Here is a 19,131-nt window from a genome sequence, read left to right as displayed (position 1 = left end):
ATGCGAGAGCGCCGCAGGGTATAAAGTAGCGCCCGGGGAGGGGTCGCAGCGCCTCCTGGTAAACCTGTCGACGGATCAACCCCGAGCTGCTGCGATTGTCATCGCTGCCCTGTGTTATTCCCTGACCATCTGAGGGCTTCATGTCACAAGATACCGTCGTCGACCTGCTCGCCGAGCTGGTGGCCTTCGACACCACCAGCCATCGTTCCAACCTGCCGCTGATCGCCTTCATCGAGGACTATCTGGCCCGATACGGCGTGGCCTCGCGGCGGGTGACCGATGCGACCGGCGAGAAGGCCAACCTCTATGCCACCATCGGCCCGCCGGATCGCCCCGGGGTAATGCTCTCGGGGCACACCGACACCGTGCCGGTCACCGGCCAGGCCTGGCGTGTCGATCCCTTCCGCCTGAGCGTCGAGGGCGAGCGCCTCTACGGCCGGGGCACCGCCGACATGAAGGGATTCCTGGCTGCGGTGCTGGCCGCGGTGCCGGCCCTGGTCGAGGCCGACCTCGCGGTGCCCGTACACCTGGCGTTTTCCCATGACGAGGAGGTGGGCTGCCTGGGGGTGCGCACCCTGCTCGCCGATCTGGCCCACCAGCCGGTGCGCCCGGCGGCCTGCCTGGTCGGCGAGCCGACGTCCATGCGGCTCGCCACGTCTCACAAGGGTAAGCTCGCGGTGCGTCTTCACGTGCGTGGCAAGGCCTGCCACTCCGGGATGGCCCCCCAGGGCGTCAATGCTATCCATGCCGCCGCCCGGCTGATCCACTGGGTCGAGGAGACGGCCGCCGCCAAGACCCTCCATGGCCCCTTCGACGCGCGCTTCGCCATTCCCCACACGACCCTGCAGGTGGGCACCATCCAGGGCGGAGCGGCGCTGAACATCGTGCCCCAGGACTGTCGTCTGGACCTCGAGATCCGCAATGTCGCCGAGGATGACCCCGAGGCGCTGCTCGACGAGCTGATGGGCGTCGCCGCCACCCTGGAGGCCGAGATGCGCGAGACCTCGCCCGAGGCGAGCATCCGGCTCGAACGCCTGAGCGAGTATCCCGGGCTGTCGATGGACGACGACCATGCCCTGGTGGCCTTCATCCTGTCGCTGCTCGAGGAACGGGAGCTGGAGCGCATCGGCTACGGTACCGAGGGCGGGCTCTTCCAGCGCGAGCTGGGTATCCCGACCCTGGTCTGCGGCCCCGGTAGCATGGCCCAGGGCCACCAGCCCGACGAGTTCGTGACCCGCGAGCAGCTGGCGCGCTGCGAGCTCTTCCTGGCCCGGCTGATCGAGGCGCTCTCCGGGACCGAGGCGCGGCGGCGGCTGGCCGCCGGCGAGCTGCCGGTCGGTGTCCCGGCCCGAGTCGCCGTGCCGTGAGTCGAGGATGGCGCCGTCATGGCCGCGAGTGGCCTGCCGGGACGCCCGCCCCCGGCAACTGATATGCTGCAGATGATCGCCCCGCGCCTATCGCGGGGCGGACCTCTTTCCCCGGCGGCGATGGCGAGTCGATGCGTCAATTCACCCTCAAGCAGTTGCGCTACTTCGTGGTGGCCGGCGAGCTGTCCAGCGTCACCCAGGCGGCCCGCAAGCTGCATGTCTCCCAGCCGTCGATCTCGGCGGCCATCCAGCAGATCGAGGAGGTCACCGGCCTGCAGCTGTTCGTGCGCCATCATGCCCAGGGCTTGTCGCTGACGCCCTCGGGCAAGCAGCTGATGCAGCGCTCGCGCCAGCTGCTGCGCGATGCCGAGGGGCTGGAGAAGTACGCGCTCTCCCTGGGCGAGGAGATCGGCGGGGAGCTGCGCCTGGTGGCTTTCCCTACCTTCGCGCCGGTGTTCCTGCCTCAGCTGCTGCGCCGCTATGCCGATCGCCATTCCGCGGTGAGCCTCTATTGCGACGAGATGAACCAGGTGGACATCGTGCGCGGGCTGGGGCAGGGGGACTACGAGCTGGCCTTCACCTACGACCTCCAGGTGCCCGACGAGATCGACTTCACGCCGCTGTACCGCTTTCCCCCCTATGCCGTGGTCGCCGCCGACCATCCCCTGAGCGAGCGCGACAGCATCGGGCTCGCCGAGCTGGTGGCCTATCCCATGGTGCTGCTCGACTGGCCGCTGAGCCGCGAGTACTTCCTGTCGATCTTTGCCCACCACGGCCTGACGCCCGCCGTCTCCCACCGCGCCAAGTCCATGGACATGCTGCGCGGGTTGGTGGCCAACGGCTTCGGGTTTTCGCTCTTCAATACCCCCCTGTCGGCCTTCGAGGCCATCGACGGCGGCGGACTCAAGCCGCTGCGGATCGAGGACGAGGCCAGACCGCTGTCGATGGGCATCGCTTGTCTGCGTGGCCTGCGGCTCAGCCCCGCGGCGGAGGCGATGCATCGACTGGCCCGGGACCCCGCGGCCCGGGGCGAGGTCTTCGCCCGCCTCGGCGATGGCCAGGCCGAGCCGGCCGACGCCTGACCGACCCACAGGGACGATCCGACGCCACATGACGCCTGCCAGGGAGGGCATCCCGGCCGGGCACGTCGTGGGATATTGAATAGAAAAATATGATGCTGTTGTTCATGTAATAATATTTTATCTAACCAAAGAGCCGGGGCTATCGTGACATCACGGTCGTGATAGAGGCCGATACGGCCCCGACAACAATGACACTGACAACGGAGACCCTCCCGATGGCGGCACACGATCTGTCCTTCTGGCGAGACCTTCGCTCCCGGCTGACCCTGCCGGACGGCGCCTTCATCGATGGCCGGCGCATCCCGGCCGGCGACGGCGACACCCTGACCACCTGGAACCCGGCCACTGGCGAGGCGCTGACCGAGGTCGCGGCCTGCGGCGTCGAGGACGTGGAGCGCGCCGTGGCCGCGGCCCGACGCAGCTTCGAGGCCGGCGACTGGTCGCGGGCTGCTCCGGCCCATCGCAAGGCGGTGCTGCAGCGGCTGGCGGCGCTGATGATGGAGCATCAGGAGGAACTCGCCCTGCTCGAGACCCTGGACACCGGCAAGCCGATCCGCGATGCCTTCGAGCTCGACATTCCCGGCGCGGCCGGCTGCTTCGGCTGGTATGCCGAGGCCACCGACAAGCTCTACGGTGAGGTGGCGCCCACCGACGGCGACAACCTGGCCACCATCACCCGCGAGCCCGTCGGCGTGGTGGCCGCGGTGATCCCCTGGAATTTCCCCCTCGACATCACCGCCTGGAAGCTGGCCCCAGCGCTCGCGGCCGGCAACAGCGTGATCCTCAAGCCCGCCGAACAGTCGCCGCTCACCGCGCTGCGCCTGGCCCAGCTGGCCGCGGAGGCGGGCATCCCCGATGGCGTCTTCAACGTGCTGCCGGGTCATGGCCATGTCACCGGCGAGGCCCTGGGCCTGCATGCAGATGTGGACTGCCTGACCTTCACCGGCTCCACGGCCACCGGCAAGCGCTTCCTGGAATATGCCGCCCGCTCGAACATGAAGCAGGTATGGCTGGAGTGCGGCGGCAAGAGTCCCAATCTGGTGTTCGCCGACAGCGATCTTGACGCGGCGGCGAAGACCGCGGTGCAGGGCATCTACTTCAACCAGGGCGAGGTGTGCTCGGCGAACTCTCGGATCCTGGTTCAGCGTGAGGCCAAGGATGCCTTCGTCGAGCGCTTCGTGGCCGCCGCCTCCGCACTGGTGGTCGGCGATCCGCTGGATCCAGCCACCGATGTCGGCTCACTGATCGACGCCGGCCATGCCGGCAAGGTGCGTGGCTACATCTCGCTGGGGCTGGAGGAGGGTGCCCGCCTGGCGCTGGGCACGCCGCCCAGCGGCGAGGAGCGGGACGCCTTCGTCGCGCCGACGCTGTTCGAGGGCGTGACGCCGCGGATGACCATCGCCCGGGAAGAGATCTTCGGGCCGGTGGCGGTGCTGATCGAGTTCGCCGACGAGGACGAGGCGGTGGCCATCGCCAACGATTCCATCTACGGCCTGGCGGCCTCGGTGTGGACCGAGAACCTGTCCCGGGCGCACCGCGTGTCGCGTCGCCTGCGGGCGGGCACCGTCTCGGTGAATACCGTGGACGCCATCGACTTCACCACACCCTTCGGTGGCTACAAGCAGTCCGGCTTCGGCCGTGACCTGTCGCTGCATGCCCTGGACAAGTTCACTCAGCTCAAGACCACCTGGGTGCGCCTGTGAGCCGCTCCTGACCCCGCCCGCCGGCGTCTCACCGGCGGGCATCTGACCCCACAACAACAAGAGGGTGGATGACAATGCAAGATGCCATGTCCAAACCGGCGGCGGCCACGGCCGCCGCCGGCAAGAAGGCCCGCGGCGTCCTGGGGCTCAAGTCCCTGATGGCCGTCGCGGTCGGCCTGGTGGTGTCCCAGGGCGTCATGGTGCTGATGCTCCAGGGCGTCGGTATCGCCGGGCCCGCCTTCATCGTGCCGCTGGCGATCGCCTGGGTGCTGGCGCTGTGCTATGCGGCGTCCTTCTCCGAACTGGCCCTGCTGGTGCCCAGGGCGGGCAGCCTGAGCGCCTATACCGAGGTGGCCCTGGGGCACTTCCCGGCGATCCTCTCGGTGTTCTCGGGCTATGTGGTGGTGGCCATGTTCGCGCTGTCCGCCGAGCTGTTGCTGGTCAACTTCCTGCTCGGCGTGCTCTATCCGGCCGTGGAGGGCACCCACTACGTGGCTTTCGGCATCCTCGGGGTGTTCACGGTGCTCAACCTGCTGGGCATCGACGTCTTCGCCAAGCTGCAGAACCTGCTGGCCTTCGCCATGGTGGTGGCCCTGACCCTGCTCGGCGTCAGCGCCCTGACCGGCGGCTTCGCTCCCCATGCCTTCCAGGCCGCCGAGCTGGCCGCCGATTTCAACCTGGGCGAGGGTGCCTTCACCCTGATCGCCCTGGCCATCTGGGGCTATGTGGGGGCCGAGTTCGTCTGCCCGCTGGTCGACGACGCGCGCCGCCCGGAGCGCTATATCCCGCGTTCCATGTACCTGGGCCTGACGGTGATCTTCGCCGTCTTCGCCCTCTACTGCCTGGGCGCGCTGTTTTATCTGCCGCGAGATGTGCTGATGAGCGCTGAGCTGCCGCACCTGGAGTATGCCACCGCGGCCTTCGGCGGGTCCGGCACCTTCCTGCTGGCCGTGGCCGCGATCACCGCCACCTGCAGCACCGTGAACACCTCGCTGGCCGCCGTGCCACGCATGTTGCAGGGCATGGCCGAGCAGGGCCAGGCCTTCCCGGTACTGGGCTGGAAGACCAAGGCCACCCGTGCGCCCTGGGTCGCGGTGCTGTTCACCGCCGGCGTTACCGGCCTGCCGCTGCTGATCTGGGGCAACGATGCCGGCACCGTGGGCCTGCTGCTGATCTCCGCGGCCATCGCCTGGCTGATCGCCTACATCATCGCCCACGTCAACGTCATCGCCCTGCGCATCCGCTATCCCGACGCCCAGCGTCCCTACCGCTCCCCCCTCTACCCGCTGCCGCAGCTTCTCGGCATCGCCGGCATGGTCTACGCCATCGTCTATGCCTCCCCGGCCCCGGAACTGACCGCGGAGATCTTCACCAATGCCGGCGTGGTGCTGGGCCTCGTCAGCATCGTCGCCGTGGTCTGGATCAAGCTGGTGATGAAGAAGCCGCTGTTCCGGCCCGAACCCCTGAACGAGATCGCCAAGCGCTGAGTTCCCGCGCGACAGACAATCCCGGCGGGCGCTACGCGTGCCTCCCGACCCGAAGGAGAACCACAATGACCAGTCAGAACGCCTCCGCCCACTTCGACAAGCAGGAAATCTGGCAGAAGGATCGCGATCACTTCATGCACCCCTGGACCGACTTCGCCACCTTCAAGGAGAGCGGGTCCATGGTCTTTCACCAGGCCGACGGCGTCTCGATCCAGGATGCCGACGGCAAGCGCTACCTGGACGGCATCGGCGGCCTGTGGTGCGTGAACATCGGCTACGGTCGCGACGAGATCGCCGAGGCCGTCGCCGAGCAGATCCGCGACATTCCCTACTTCTCGACCTTCGGCCACCACACCACGGCGCCGGCCGCGCGCCTGGCCGCCAAGCTCGCCGACCTGGCGCCGGGCGACCTCAACCACGTCTTCTACGGCTGCGGCGGCTCGGTGGCCAACGACACCGCCGTGCGCATGATCCACTTCTACTTCAACCAGCTCGGCCAGACGAGCAAGAAGCAGATCATCTCGCGCATCGACGGCTATCACGGCAGCACCTACATGGCGATGTCGATCACCGGGGTCAAGTTCGATCATATCGGCTTCGACATCGACGAAAAGCTGGTGCATCACATCTCCTGCCCTAACCCCTATCGCCGCCCGGAAGGCCAGAGTCTCGAGGCCTTCTGCGACGCCAAGGTCCAGGAGCTGGAGGACAAGATCCTCGAGCTGGGGCCGGACAACGTGGCGGCGTTCTTCGCCGAGCCGATCATGGGCGCCGGCGGCGTCATCGTGCCGCCCGAGGGCTACCACCGGAAGACTCTGGCGGTGTGCCGCAAGTACGACGTCCTCTATGTCTCCGACGAGGTGGTCACCGCCTTCGGTCGCCTGGGGCACATGTTCGCCTCCGAGGACGAGTTCGGCATCGTTCCTGACATCATCACCTGCGCCAAGGGCCTGACCTCCGGCTACCTGCCGCTGGGCGCGACGATCTTCTCGGACCGCATCTACGAGGTGATCAGCAAGCCCCAGGCCGACGGCGCCATCTTCACCCACGGCTTCACCTACTCCGGCCACCCGGTGAGCTGTGCCGCGGGCCTGAAGAACATCGAGATCATGGAGCGCGAGGGACTGTGCGAGCACGTCGAGGACGTGGGCGATTACTTCGAGCGCCGCCTCCACGAGCTCGAGGACCTCGAGATCGTGGGTGACGTGCGCGGCCGCAAGTTCATGATGTGTCTCGAGAACGTCGCCGACAAGGTGACCAAGGAACTGATCGCGCCGGAGGCCAAGGTCGGTAACCGCATCGCCGACGAATGCCAGCGGAGGGGCCTGATCGTGCGGCCGCTGGCGCACATGAACATCCTCTCGCCGACGCTGATCCTGACCCGCGAGCACGTCGACTTCGTGGTCGCCACCCTGCGCGAGAGCATCGAGGCCGCGACCGCGTCGCTCAAGGACGACGGCTACCTGGCGCGTTGAGCCCTGCGATCCCTTCGCTCCCGGGCGTACTGGCCAGGCGCCACACGGCCGCCTACGCCACCCTGAGCGCGCCGCGTCTGGCAAGGCGGCAAACGAAAGGGGGAGATGCCTGACGGCATCTCCCCCTTGCATGCGGAAGGTCGGCGGAAAGCCTCAGGAGGCTTCCGGCAGCCACTCCTGCACCAGGTCCTGGTTGTCCTCGACCCACTGCTTGGCGTTCTCGTAGGGGTCGGAACCTTCTTCCTGGTTCATGAGCATGACCTCACCCATGTCCTCGGCGGTCCACTCGAAGGCGTCGAGGATGGCGTAGGCCCCGGGCAGGTCTTCCTCGAGGCCCTGGCGCACGATGGTGTGGATCTGCTCGGCACCGCCGTAGACGTTCTTGGGATCCTCGAGGTACTTGAGGTCCCAGCGGGCGAACATCCAGTGCGGCGTCCAGCCGGTCACGGCGATGTCTTCCTCGTTGTCGATGGCGCTCTTGAGGGCCGCGGTCATGGTGGCGCCGCTGCCGCTCTGCAGGTCGAGGTCGAGCTCGTATTCGTCGACGACCTTCTCGGTCAGGCGCATGATGCCGGCGCCCGGATCGATGCCGGTGAGCTTGCCGTCGAAGTCATCGGCGTGCTCGTTCAGGTCGGCGATGGAGTTCGCCTCGCTGTAGGCCGGGACCACCAGGCCGAGCTTGGTGCCGTCCAGGTTGACGCCGGTATCGACCACCTGATCCTGGAGGCGGTCGTAGTAGTCCTCGTGGGTGGTCGGCAGCCAGCCGGCCAGCAGGGCGTCGGTGTCGCCGGTAGCGACGGACTGCCACATGGCGGCGGCGGACAGCGAGGAGACTTCGACCTCGTAGCCGGCCTGTTCCAGCACGGCGCGCATCACGTTGGTGGAGGCCACGGTGGACGACCACTCGACGTAGGCCAGGTGGACGGTTCCCTCGTCCTGGGCCTGGGCGGTCGCCGCGGTGAGGCCGGCGCCGGCGATCATGGCCAGGCCGGCGAGACGCATCGGTTGCTTGATCATTGGATGTGCCTTTATGAGATGTGCGGTCTGAGGATGCAGGGACGAACCGCCGGATGCAACCGGCGGCTCGCCCACGCGGGTGTCAGGCCTTGCCCTTCTTGCGCAGCGACTGGGTCAGGCGGTCGAGCAGCATGGCCAGGATCACCACGGCGATGCCGGCCTCGAAGCCGTCGCCCGGACGCAGGCGCTGGATGGCGCGCCACACCTCGCTGCCCAGGCCGTCGGCGCCGATCATGGCGGCGATCACCACCATCGACAGGGCCAGCATGATGGTCTGGTTGATGCCGGCCATCACGGTGGGCAGCGACAGCGGCAGCTGGACCTTGAGCAGCTTCTGGCCGCGGGTGGCGCCGTAGGCGTCGGCGGCTTCCACCAGCTCGGTGGGCACCTGACGGATCCCCAGAGTGGTGAAGCGAATCGCCGGCGGCATGGAGAAGATCACGGTGGCGAAGATCGCCGACACCGAACCGATGCCGAAGAACGGGATGGCCGGGATCAGGTAGACGAAGGCCGGCATGGTCTGCATGAAGTCCAGCACCGGCATGATCGTCTTGTAGAGGCGCTCGGAGAGCGCGGCGGCGATGCCCACCGGCAGGGCGATGACCACCGCCACCAGGGTGGCGATCACCACCAGGGTCAGGGTCTCGATCATCGGGTCCCAGAGCCCGAGGTTCCAGATCAGCGCCAGGCCGGCGACGGCGCCGATGGCCAGCCGCACGTTGGCCAGCCACCAGCACAGGCCGGCGATGATCACCAGCAGCGACCAGTCGGGCAGCCACATCAGGGCGTCATTGAGACCGTCGATGCCGGTCTGGGTGATGCGGGAGATACCGCGGGTCACGGCGGAGTATTCGCTGGTCAGCCAGTTGAGGCCGCCCTCGATCCAGTCGCCCAGCGGCATGCGCGGGAATTCGATAGCCATCAGTGATCTCCTGCCTGTGCGAGTTCGTCGAGGACGGCGCCTTTCACCACCACGCCCTGCAGGACCTGGTCATCGTCCACCACGGCGATGGGGAAGCGGTTCTCGCTGAACATGGCGAACAGGTTGTGCAGCGGTTCCTCGCGGGTGACCTTGCGGAAGTCCTGGGTCATCACCTCGGTGACGGTTTCCTTGCCGTCTTCCAGGGCCTGGCTGGCGGCATCGGCGTCGATCAGGCCGATCAGGCGGCGGTCGCGGTCGAGGATGTAGATGGAATCGAGGCTATGGTCGCGCATCTTGCGCAGCGCGGTGCGCGGCCCGTCGGTGTCGCGCACCGTGGAGCGTACCTTGCGCATGGCGCTCTCGGCGCTGAGGATGCGTGACTTGTCGACGCCTTCGATGAAGCGGCGCACGTAGTCGTCGGCGGGCTGGGTGAGGATCTCCTCCGGGGTGCCGATCTGCACCACCTCGCCGTCCTTGAGCAGCACGATGCGGTCGCCGATGCTCAGCGCCTCGTCGAGGTCGTGGGTGATGAAGACGGTGGTCTTCTTCATGCGGTGCTGGAGCTGCAGCAGCTCCTGCTGCATGTCGCCACGGATTAGCGGATCGAGCGCCGAGAAGGCCTCGTCCATCAGCAGCACGCTGGCGTCGTTGGCCAGCGCCCGGGCCAGGCCGACGCGCTGCTGCATGCCGCCGGAGAGCTGGCGGGGCAGGGCGTCTTCCCAGCCCTCCAGGCCGACCTGCTTGAGGGCGTTACGAGCGGTCTCGCGACGCTCGCCGGCATCGATGCCGCGGATCTCGAGGCCGAACTCGGCGTTCTGTTGCACCGTGCGGTGCGGGAAGAGGGCGAAGTTCTGGAACACCATGGAGAAGTGGCGGCGACGGCACTCCAGCAGCTCCTTCTCCTTGAGGCTCGGGATGTTCTGCCCGTCGATGACGATCTCGCCCTCGGTGGGGTCGATCAGCCGATTGAGGCAACGGATCAGGGTCGACTTGCCGGAGCCGGAGAGCCCCATGATCACCAGCAGCTCCCCTTCGTAGACATCGAAGTCGATGTTGGACAGGCCCAGGGTCTGGCCGGTCTTGTCGAGGATCTCGGGGCGCTTCAGTCCCTGGTCGCGCAGCTCCAGCGCCTTCTTCGGCTGGCTGCCGAAGACCTTGCTGAGGTTGCGGACCCGAATCTTGACGTTTCGGTTGTCACTCATTGGCGGTGCCTTGGTCGGCGCCCGGCCTCGCCAGCGGTGAGGAGCGGGCCGGGAATGGGTTGTCGGGATTGGGCGTCGTGGCAGCATGCCAGCCGCCAGCGTTGACGCGAATCGAAGCGCTATACCCTAGCGTTTATTGAATGAACGTTCAAACTGCGCCGAATGTCGGCGAACGAGGCTCATTCGGGGCATCGTGCGGCGGTTCCGTTGGTGTCGGCCGCCGGCGACAGGCGCCAGAGGCTACCGTCCGCGGCATCGTCCAGCAAGTAGAACGCGCCGTTGCGTCCCTGCTGCACGCTGCGAATGCGCCCGATCTCGCCGTCGAGGAGCGTCTCGCGCTCGACCACGACGTCGTCCTGCAAACGCAGCCGCAGCAGCGCCTCGCTGCGCAGGCCGCCGGCCAGCAGGTCGCCGCGCCAGGCTGCGAATGCCGGTGAGGTGGCCTCGGCCAGCCCCGAGGGCGCGAAGCGACCCTCGAAGAGATGGACGGGGTCGCGCATGCCCGGGGCGCTGTCGCGGCCGATGGGCTGGTTGGTGGAATAATCGCGGCCTCGGGTCACCACCGGCCAGCCGTAGTTGGCCCCGGGCACCAGGCGGTTGAGCTCGTCGCCGGTGCGGGGGCCGTGCTCGGTGGACCAGGCCGTGCCGTCCTCGGTGACGACCAGGCCCTGGGGGTTGCGGTGCCCGAGACTGAAGATCTCGTCGCGCACCTCGGGGTCGTCGACGAAGGGATTGTCGTCGGGCACCCCGCCGGTGGCGGTGAGGCGCAGCAGGCTGCCGGCGTGATCGTTACCGTCCTGGGCCCGCTCCGGGGTCACCCCGCGGTCGCCGATGCTCATCAGCAGGGTGCCGTCGGGCAGCCAGGCCAGCCGCGAGCCATAGTGACGGCCGGGACGGGAGTAACGGTCCTGAACGAAGAGGTGCTCGAGCTCGGTCAGCCGACCCTCGCCGATCCTGGCCCGGGACAGGGCCGTGGCATCGCCGCCCGGTCCCGGCTGGCTCCAGGTGAAATAGACCCAGTCATGTTCCCCGTCGCCGTCCCCTTGGCTGCCGAACCGGGGGTGCAGGGCCAGGTCGAGCAGCCCGCCCTGGCTGCGGGCCGACACCTTGGGCAGGCCGGCCAACCGCGTGATGCTGCCATCATCGATCAGCGCCAGGTCGCCGTCGCGCTCGCTCACCAGGAAGCGCCCATCCGGCAACGGGGCGAGGCCCCAGGGATGGCTCAGCCCGGTGGCGACGCGGGTCAGGCACAGCGGCAGGTGGCGGGTATCGATCGGGGTGGCGTCGGCCTGGGCCTGGCCGACCAGCAGCAGGCCCAGCAGCGTCAAGGTGAGGCGTCGCGTGAAGCGGATCATGTTCCGGCTCCGTGGAAAATGGCGCTTCCCAGTATAGGCCTCGCCCCGGGGGTTACATCAGCAGCGCCAGCAGGGCCGGCAGATAGAGCAGCGAGAGCAGGGTCGAGCAGAACACCAGGCTCGCCACGTATTCCGGCTCGCGGCGGGCCTTCTGGGCGAACAGGTAGTTGAACACCGCCACCGGCATGCTCATCTGCAGCACCAGGATGGCGTGGGCCATGGGCGGCAGGGCCAGCAGGGCGCCGACCCCCCAGGCCAGGCCGGCGGCCAGCGGCAGCCGCAGCAGGCAGAAGCCGAGGCCCGAGCGCAGGCTCTTGACCTGGATGTTGGCCAGCGACACGCCGAGGGTGATCAGCATCAAGGGCACGGTGAAGCCCGAGATCAGCTCCACGCTGTTGGCCAGCCAGGGCGGCAGGCCGGTGTCGGTGAGCAGCAGCGCCAATGCGATCAGGATGGCGTAGACCGTCGGCGTCTTGGCCAGGGAGACCAGCGGGTTGCCGCGGCTGGTCATCATCGTGCCCAGGGTGAACTGGAACAGCGACACCGTGACCATCACCGTGATGCCGAAGGCGAAGCCCGCGGTGCCGAAGGCGTAGAGCACCACCGGCAGGCCCATGTTGCCGGTGTTGGGATACATCATCGGCGCCAGCAGCACCCGCCAGTCGCGCTTGAGCAGCCGGGCGGAGGCGATGGTGGCCGCCCCCATGGCGGCCAGCACCAGGGCGGTGGCCAGCATGGTGCGTCCGAAGCTGCCGGCGTCGATCTCGGCGTCGGCCAGCGAGGCCAGCACCAGCGCGGGGGTGCCGATGTTGAACACCAGGCGGGTGACGAAGGCCACCGGATAGTCGTGGCCGAGCCGAACCCAGCCGAAGCCCAGTCCGGCGCCGGCGATGACCGGCGCCATCACGGCGAAGAGTTCGGCGAACATGAGGCATCTCCTGAGTAGATGAGTGAAGCGGCCGGCATCAGGCCGGCTCGGCGCGGGCGTCCGCGTCGCCGAGACCGAGGGAGCCCCTGGCGCGCCGTGCCTGCCGTGCGAGCGACAGGTCGAGGCGTTCCACCAGCCCGGCGAGCAGGGCCAGGTGGCGTTCGCTCAGCTCGGGCCGACGACGCGCGGCCTCGACCAGTGACTCGCCCGCGGCGCGAACGCCGCTGGGGGCGCGGCCCTCGGCCGTGTCGGCGTAGGCCTCGGCGAGGGCCGCGATGACATCCCGCTTGGTGCGGTGCAGCTCGTCGCCCGGCAGGTCATCGAGGCGTCGGCGCAGCTGCAGGCACGCATAGCCGATGTCCAGCCCGGTCAGGCCCAGGGTGAACAGGTGGCGCTGGTCCTCGGGCAGCACGTCGTCATGCTTGGCCAGGTGCAGCAGGCGGTCGGCCATGCCGCCGACGAAGCGGGTCTCCGCCTCGTGGATCGGCGGGTCCGCGAGGCGGCGCAGGTCGCCGACGATGGCGCCGACCAGGCGTCGCTTGCGCAGGGTAGCACCGAAACCGGGCAGCAGTCGGAAGCCCGTCACCACCGTGGCCAGCCCGATCATCACGGCGAGGGCGCGGTTGATGAAGGCGTCGAAGGAGAAGTCCATGCCGTTGCCGGGCATGGTCAGCAGGATGTTGCCGATGGTGAAGGCCAGGCAGTAGCCCATCAGCCGCGGGTTGGCCGCGCCCAGCAGGCCGAGGAACAGCGGGGGAAGGAAGATCATCGCCAGCATCGGGAAGCCGCTGGCCTGGGCGAGCAGCACGTGGCCGAACAGGAAGGCGCTGGGGATCGCCGCCAGCATCCCCTTGGCGAACATCATGCAGACCACGACGGGGTTGTCGCGGCTGGCGAAGAAGGCCGAGAACAGGGTGCCGAGCAGCATGGCGACCTGGCCGTTGTCCCAGCCGGTGGCCAGCCAGACGCCGGCGAGCGCGGCGAAGATGAGCCCGGCGCGCAGCGCGTTGAGCCCGGCGGCCAGGCGGTCGCGGTGCCAGGCCAGGGCGACCCCGCGCAGCCGCTTGCCGCCGGGGCGCGAGATGGCCTCGCGGGCGTCGAGCATCACCAGGGCATGGCCGAGCGCCTCGCGCATGCCCAGCAGGCAGCGCTGCTCCAGGGGCGTGAGGGTCTCGTCGGGACGGGGCATGGTGCGGTGGCGCAGCGCGTGCAGGCGCCGCTGGGCCGGAGCGACGCCGCTGACCTCGACCGCCTCGCGGAAGCCCTCGGCGAGGTCGCCGGCCAGGGCATGAATCGATGGCGAGAGGCGCTCGCCGTAGTGGTGCAGCAGCTGCTGCAGGGCATGCAAGGTGGCCATCAGCCGCAGGGTGCGACGGGTCAGCACATGGCTGGCGCGGATCCGTCCCGGGCCCTCGGGGCCCTCGTAGCGGGCGGCCTGGCTGTCCCCCTCGAGGAGGGTGAGCGGCTCCAGGCTGTCGGTCAGGGTGCGCTGCAGCTCGCCGAGATCGCCGCTGTCGGCCAGCCGGCTCGCGGCGTGGCGGAAGGCCTGGTTGACGACCTCGTCGGCCTGTCGCCCCAGGTGGTCGCCGACCCGTATCGGCCACAGCAGCGCGCTGACCAGGGTGGCGCAGGCGGCGCCCAGTGCCAGCTCCGAGAGGCGGGCCACGGCGATGGCGAAGATGCCGCCGGGCTGGGCGGCGCCGATCACCACGATCAGCATGGCGGTGACGGCGCCCATGATGCAGCCGTAGGAGGCATTGTTGCGCAGCAGCGAGCTGCCGTAGGTGCACAGCATGATCCAGGCCGTCAGGCTTGACAGTGCCGGGAGGGGAGCCTGGGCGAACAGGCCCATGATGGCGATGCCGGCGCCGCAGCCGACCAGGGTGCCGGTGATCTGGCTCAGCCCCTTCTCGACCACCATGCCGCTCATCGGGCGGATCTGCAGGAAGGCCGCCGAGATCAGCGCCCAGTAGGGGCGTTCCAGGTCGCACCACAGGGCCACGTAGAGGGCCAGCAGCATGGCCAGGGTCGCCTTGACGGCGAACCGCACGGCCTGGCCGTCGGGCGTCAGGTAGGCCTGTACCCAGGGCGACACGCGGGCCTACTCCGTCGGCTCGACGGTGATCGAGGCGGTCATGCCGGCGCTCAGCAGGGTGCCCTCGGGGATCTCGTCCAGCGCGATGCGCACCGGAATGCGCTGGGCCAGCCGCACCCAGCTGAACGTCGGCTCGACCTGAGGCAGCAGCTGGGCGTTGGGCGAGGTGTTGGGGTCGGCGATGGCGCGACCGATGCTCTCGACGTGGCCGCGCAGCTCGGCGTTGCCGCTCATCAGCGTCACCCGGGCCGGGTCGCCGACCCGCAGGTTCGGGGTCTTGGTCTCCTCGAAGTAGCCGGTGACGTAGTAGGAGTCCGCCTTGACCAGCGCCATCACCGCCGTGCCGGCGTTGACGTAGTTGCCCTCGGCGAGCTGCAGGTTGAGCACGTGCCCGGCCGCCGTCGCCTGGACCGTCGTGCGCTCGAGGTCGAGACGCGCGGCGGCGAGCTCGCTGCGCGCCTGGGCGAGGCTGGCGCTGGCCACCCGGCTGTCGATGCGCGCCGTTTCCTGGCTCTCGGCGCTGATCGCCTGGCGGCTCAGGCGATTGCGCCGCGAGGCCTGGTGCTGGCTGAGCTCGAGTTCCGCCTGGCGCTGGGCGACCACCGCTTCGGCCTTGTCGACCGCCGTCTGGTAGCGCTGGCGGTCGACCCGGAACAGCGTCTCGCCCTCGACGACCCGCTGGTTGTCCGCCACCGCCAGCGACACGACTCGCCCGGAGACGTCCGGGGCGACGCTGATCACCTCGGCGCGGACGCGGCCGTCCCGGGTCCAGGGCGTGTAGAGGTAGTCGTGCCACAGCCACAGGCCGGCGGCGACGGCCAGGGCTACGACGGCCAGGGTGACGAGGCTTCGGAGCAGGGTGCGCATGGTCAGACGGTCCCGGAGGCGGCAGAGCAGAGATAGGCGATGGCGGCGGTGCAGATCACGAACAACGCGGTGTCGAACCAGGCCTCGAACCACGGGCGTCTCGTGCCCGGCAGCCGATAGAGCAGCGCCCGGATCAGCAGGGTAGCGACGAGCCCGGCCAGGGCATACAGCAGCAGGGGAGAGAGGTAGAGGCCGCCGATGGCAATTTCGCGGAGGGCCATGCTCGCTCCTTGAGCGTCGGTGAGACGACCATTCTAGCAACCGAGGCCGCGGGAGGCACGGCGGCCGGCGCGTCACCCAGGGCCGGGGACAACCGCTGCGCGATCGGGACGCTCAGCCGGCGGTCGTCGCCCGCCAGTCGGCCGGGCGGGCCTCGCGCAGGAACTCGAGCAGGGCGGTGACCTTGCGCGGGCGATGGCCGTGCGGGTAGAGCAGGCTGACCGGCACCGCCGGGGCCTCCCATTCCGGCAGGCAGCGCACGAGCTGGTCCGGGTGAGCCTCCTGGCGGCGCTCAGCGAGCCAGATCGGCAGCACGCCCAGCCCATGGCCGCGGACGATGGCGTCCGATTGCAGGAACAGCCGGTCGACGCGCAGGCGAGAGCCGGGGGGACGCACGTCGTATTCGCCCAGGCGAGGGTGGCGCAGCACCAGCCCGCGCTCGGTCTCGCCGAGCAGGTCGATCCAGGCGTGACCGTCCAGGTCCCGGGGGTGGATCGGAGTGCCGTGACGGGCCAGGTAGTCGGGGTGGGCGTAGAGCCCGTGAGGCAACGAGGCGACGGGCTCCTGGCGCAGCGGGGTGCCGCCGGCATCGCCGTACCAGGCCACCACCGAGGTGCCGGTCGCGTTGTCCGGCAACCGTTCGCGGGTGATCAGGCGCAGCTGCACGCCCGGGTGACGCGCCATGAAGGCCTCGATGGCCGGCCCTACCCAGCTGCGTGACAGTGACTCATGGACCTCGAGCACCAGCTCGCCGCTGATCTCCTCGCGCAGTTCGTCCAGGGCCTGTTGGCTTTTCTCGGCCAGTGCGATCAGGCGCAGGCAGTAATCGTGGAAGACGCGACCCGCCTCGGTGGGCGCCAGGCGGTTCGACTGGCGGCGCATCAGCGGCTGGCCGAGCCGGGTCTCGAGCTGCTGCAGGCGGCGGCTCAGGGTCGACTTCGCCACGCCGAGACGGCGGGCGCTCAGCGTCAGGCTGCCGCTGGCCATCACGTCGGCGAAGGCGATCAGTTCATCGGCATCGTGCATGGGCGGCCCCTGGCGGCGAAGGAAGCCCGCTAGTATGCCAGACTGTCTTGCGGATAAAAATCATTGACGTTTGCGGGCCGTCTCGATCGCCTGACGAAGATCGAGACGGGGAAGGAAGCAACAAAAAAGCCCCGGCATGGCCGGGGCACAAGGGATCGATCGAAACGCGGGGATCACCGCTCGTCGGGTTCAGAAGTCCACGGTCAGCCCCAGATTGAACTGGCGGCCGTCCAGCACGACTTCGTAGTCGTCATTGGTGATTTCCTTGTCACCGATGTTGTAGACGCCGGCCTTGACCCGGGCATTGTCGTTCAGGGCGTAGACCATGCCCGCGTCGACGAAGCCGTAGCCGGGAGTGCCCTCGCTCATGCTGCTGCGACCCAGGTAATCGCTGGTCGCGCCGCGGATGTTGTTCTGCACCCAGAGGTCGAGGTCTTCGGTGGCTTCCCAGTCGAGCAGCACGTTGAACATGTGCTGGGGAATGCGGTTCAGCGGCTCGCCCTCGAATTCCCCGCTCTTCTGCTCGGAGTCGGTGTAGGTGTAGCTGGAGGTGACGTTCAGCCGGGGCGTGATGTCATAGCCCAGTGACAGCTCGAGCCCCTGCATCACCGCCTCGTCGATGTTCTGGCGGGTGCTCAGGAAGACGAACTCGTTGCCGGCGTAGGGGCAGGTCCAGGTCGAGGGATCGTTGCGGTCGGCGCCCGGCGTTTCGCAGAGCCGCTCCTCGGCGATCTTGTCGTCGAACCGGGTATGGAACAGCGTCGCGCTGGCGCTCAGGTCGCCCGCGGCGTTGTTGAAGGCGAACCCGAACTCGTAGTTGGTGCTGGTTTCCGGGTCGAGATCCTCGTTGCCGATGATCAGCGCGCGGGGGTGCGGCGCGGGGGAGCCGCCGCCGCCGGTGCCGCGGCCGAAGCCTTCGGTGGCGTCGGACAGGCTGGGTTGCTTGTAGCCGGTGGAGACGCCGCCCTTGAGGGTCCACGCCGGGGTCAGGTGATAGTTGGCGTAGACCCGTGGCGAGAGGTGGCCGCCGAACAGCTCGTCGTCGTCGTAGCGCAGGCCGGTGGTCAGGTTGAGGGCGTCGGTGATGCCCCACTCCATCTCCACGAACAGCGAGGCCAGCCAGCGATCCACGCTGTTCACGGCGCCTGGCACGTTGGAGCTCAGCAGGCCGTTGGTGTCGTCGGTCAGGTCCTCGTACTTGTACTGACCGCCGAAGGTCAACATGTGGTTGCCCCAGAAGTAGGTCGACTGGGTGTTGAAGGTGGTCATCTCATTGGTCTTCTCCTCGCTGGCCTCGGCCAGGTGCCGGTCGGAGATGTCGTGCTGCAGGTAGGTGTCGGTCAGGAAGCCGCCGTAGTTGCCGCTGTGCGACAGGGTGTAGACGTCCTTGTCGTAGCGGGTGGTGTTGGCCTCGGTCGGGTTGCCGCGGCTGTCGACCAGGGCCAGGCTGCGCCCGGGCGTGTGGGTGTATTCCTTGGTGGAGGAGGTGTAGCCCAGGGCGAACTCGTTGCTGTCGTCCGGGGTGAGGATCAGCTCGACGCCGCCCTGGCGGGTGTCGCTCTCGGGGGTGCTCTCGGCATTGTCGTCGCCGCCGATGAAATCGCTCTCCTCGTGGCCGACCCAGCTGCCATGGAAGCGGGCGCCGAGCAGGCCCTCGATCAGCGCGCCGCCGGTGAAGAAGCTGACCTGCTGGGCGTCGTTGTTGATGTCGTTGAGGGAGTGGGTGTACTCGGTGGTGACCGAGCCCGCCCACTCGTCGGTGACCTTCTTGGTGATGATGTTGATGACGCCGCCCATGGCCTGGGAGCCGTAGAGGGACGACATGGGGCCGCGGATCACCTCGACGCGCTCGATCATCGAGATCGGCGGCAGGCCGATCTGCTTGCCGCCGTCGGTGCCGTTGGTGTTGACCAGTCGGCCGTCGTTGATCGGGCGGCCGTCGATCAGGTACAGGGTATAGCTGTCGTCCAGGCCGCGGATGCTGATGTCCTTGGACAGCCCCCCACCGGTGACGTAGACGCCCGGAATGTTGTCCATGGCGTCGGTGATGTCGCTGTAGGACTGCTTGTTCAGCTCCTCGCCGCTGATCACCGAGATGCTGGCCGGGGCGTCGGAGAGCGCCTGCTCGTAGCCCGAGGCGGTGACCACTACCGGCTCCAGCTCGGTGGCGTCATCGGCCAGTGCGCCGCCGCTGGCGCAGGCGGCGGCGATGCCGAGGGCCAGCGCCGTGCGGGCGAAGGGAAGGGGGGTGACATCCTGCATGTTCCTAGCTCCTTGCTCTGACAAGTATTGGGGCATGGGCCACATGGTTGTTCTTGGCGTGCTGGCCGTGTCGGTGGTCGCGTCGCTCATGGCGGGCGTTGTCGGGGTCCCCATGCATCGACCA

15 protein-coding genes are annotated in these 19,131 nt (G+C 68.5%); 5 read left to right on the top strand and 10 right to left on the bottom strand.

Features of this window, described 5'->3' with window-relative positions:
• Positions 1 to 140: 140 nt before the first annotated feature.
• The 5 genes from argE (at position 141) to ACXAFN_RS02580 (ending at position 7,114) form a co-directional block, all read left to right on the top strand.
• Entirely contained in the window at positions 141 to 1,367 is a 1,227-nt protein-coding gene (gene argE / locus ACXAFN_RS02600) for an acetylornithine deacetylase (protein ID WP_474985925.1), read from the top strand.
• A gap of 131 nt (positions 1,368 to 1,498) precedes the next feature.
• Positions 1,499 to 2,449 carry a LysR family transcriptional regulator gene (locus ACXAFN_RS02595; RefSeq protein ID WP_474985923.1) on the top strand — a complete coding sequence of 317 codons (951 nt, stop codon included), beginning with the start codon at positions 1,499 to 1,501 and terminating at the stop codon, positions 2,447 to 2,449.
• Positions 2,450 to 2,664: 215 nt separating this feature from the next.
• Positions 2,665 to 4,152, top strand: coding sequence for an aldehyde dehydrogenase (locus ACXAFN_RS02590; protein ID WP_474985921.1), 1,488 nt, complete (start codon positions 2,665 to 2,667; stop codon positions 4,150 to 4,152).
• 68 nt (positions 4,153 to 4,220) lie between these two features.
• Complete coding sequence (locus tag ACXAFN_RS02585; protein ID WP_474985919.1) at positions 4,221 to 5,639, top strand: APC family permease; 1,419 nt, start codon at positions 4,221 to 4,223, stop codon at positions 5,637 to 5,639.
• Positions 5,640 to 5,704: 65 nt separating this feature from the next.
• Positions 5,705 to 7,114: an aminotransferase gene (locus ACXAFN_RS02580; protein WP_474985917.1), complete on the top strand. Its 1,410-nt coding sequence runs from the start codon at positions 5,705 to 5,707 to the stop codon at positions 7,112 to 7,114.
• A gap of 153 nt (positions 7,115 to 7,267) precedes the next feature.
• On the opposite strand, the gene ACXAFN_RS02575 is transcribed toward ACXAFN_RS02580, so the two are convergent.
• From ACXAFN_RS02575 to ACXAFN_RS02530, 10 genes are all read right to left on the bottom strand, one after another.
• Positions 7,268 to 8,131 carry a glycine betaine ABC transporter substrate-binding protein gene (locus ACXAFN_RS02575; protein ID WP_474985915.1) on the bottom strand — a complete coding sequence of 288 codons (864 nt, stop codon included), beginning with the start codon at positions 8,129 to 8,131 and terminating at the stop codon, positions 7,268 to 7,270.
• 82 nt (positions 8,132 to 8,213) lie between these two features.
• Positions 8,214 to 9,053, bottom strand: a complete 840-nt coding sequence (locus ACXAFN_RS02570; RefSeq protein WP_474985914.1) for an ABC transporter permease — start codon at positions 9,051 to 9,053, stop codon at positions 8,214 to 8,216.
• Positions 9,053 to 10,255 (bottom strand): quaternary amine ABC transporter ATP-binding protein, encoded by a 1,203-nt coding sequence (locus tag ACXAFN_RS02565; RefSeq protein WP_474985912.1) that lies wholly within the window; start codon positions 10,253 to 10,255, stop codon positions 9,053 to 9,055. Before ACXAFN_RS02565 ends, ACXAFN_RS02570 begins: the two co-directional genes overlap by 1 nt.
• 179 nt (positions 10,256 to 10,434) lie before the next feature.
• Positions 10,435 to 11,610, bottom strand: a complete 1,176-nt coding sequence (locus ACXAFN_RS02560) for a PQQ-dependent sugar dehydrogenase (RefSeq protein ID WP_474985910.1) — start codon at positions 11,608 to 11,610, stop codon at positions 10,435 to 10,437.
• 52 nt (positions 11,611 to 11,662) lie between these two features.
• Complete coding sequence (locus tag ACXAFN_RS02555) at positions 11,663 to 12,538, bottom strand: AEC family transporter (RefSeq protein ID WP_474985908.1); 876 nt, start codon at positions 12,536 to 12,538, stop codon at positions 11,663 to 11,665.
• A 37-nt stretch (positions 12,539 to 12,575) separates the two neighbouring features.
• Entirely contained in the window at positions 12,576 to 14,633 is a 2,058-nt protein-coding gene (locus ACXAFN_RS02550; protein ID WP_474985906.1) for an FUSC family protein, read from the bottom strand.
• A 6-nt stretch (positions 14,634 to 14,639) separates the two neighbouring features.
• A complete protein-coding gene (locus tag ACXAFN_RS02545; RefSeq protein WP_474985904.1) occupies positions 14,640 to 15,500 on the bottom strand; it encodes an efflux RND transporter periplasmic adaptor subunit in 861 nt (286 codons plus the stop codon).
• Positions 15,501 to 15,502: 2 nt separating this feature from the next.
• Positions 15,503 to 15,721 (bottom strand): DUF1656 domain-containing protein, encoded by a 219-nt coding sequence (locus ACXAFN_RS02540; RefSeq protein ID WP_474985902.1) that lies wholly within the window; start codon positions 15,719 to 15,721, stop codon positions 15,503 to 15,505.
• 112 nt (positions 15,722 to 15,833) lie between these two features.
• Positions 15,834 to 16,745, bottom strand: a complete 912-nt coding sequence (locus tag ACXAFN_RS02535; protein WP_474985900.1) for a LysR family transcriptional regulator — start codon at positions 16,743 to 16,745, stop codon at positions 15,834 to 15,836.
• A 189-nt stretch (positions 16,746 to 16,934) separates the two neighbouring features.
• Positions 16,935 to 19,007 (bottom strand): TonB-dependent receptor domain-containing protein, encoded by a 2,073-nt coding sequence (locus ACXAFN_RS02530; protein WP_474985899.1) that lies wholly within the window; start codon positions 19,005 to 19,007, stop codon positions 16,935 to 16,937.
• Positions 19,008 to 19,131: the final 124 nt, after the last annotated feature.

This window comes from Halomonas sp. ABH4_019 (genome assembly GCF_056159885.1).
Note: the sequence above shows the minus strand (reverse complement) of the source record. Positions and strands in the feature narration are given on the sequence as shown.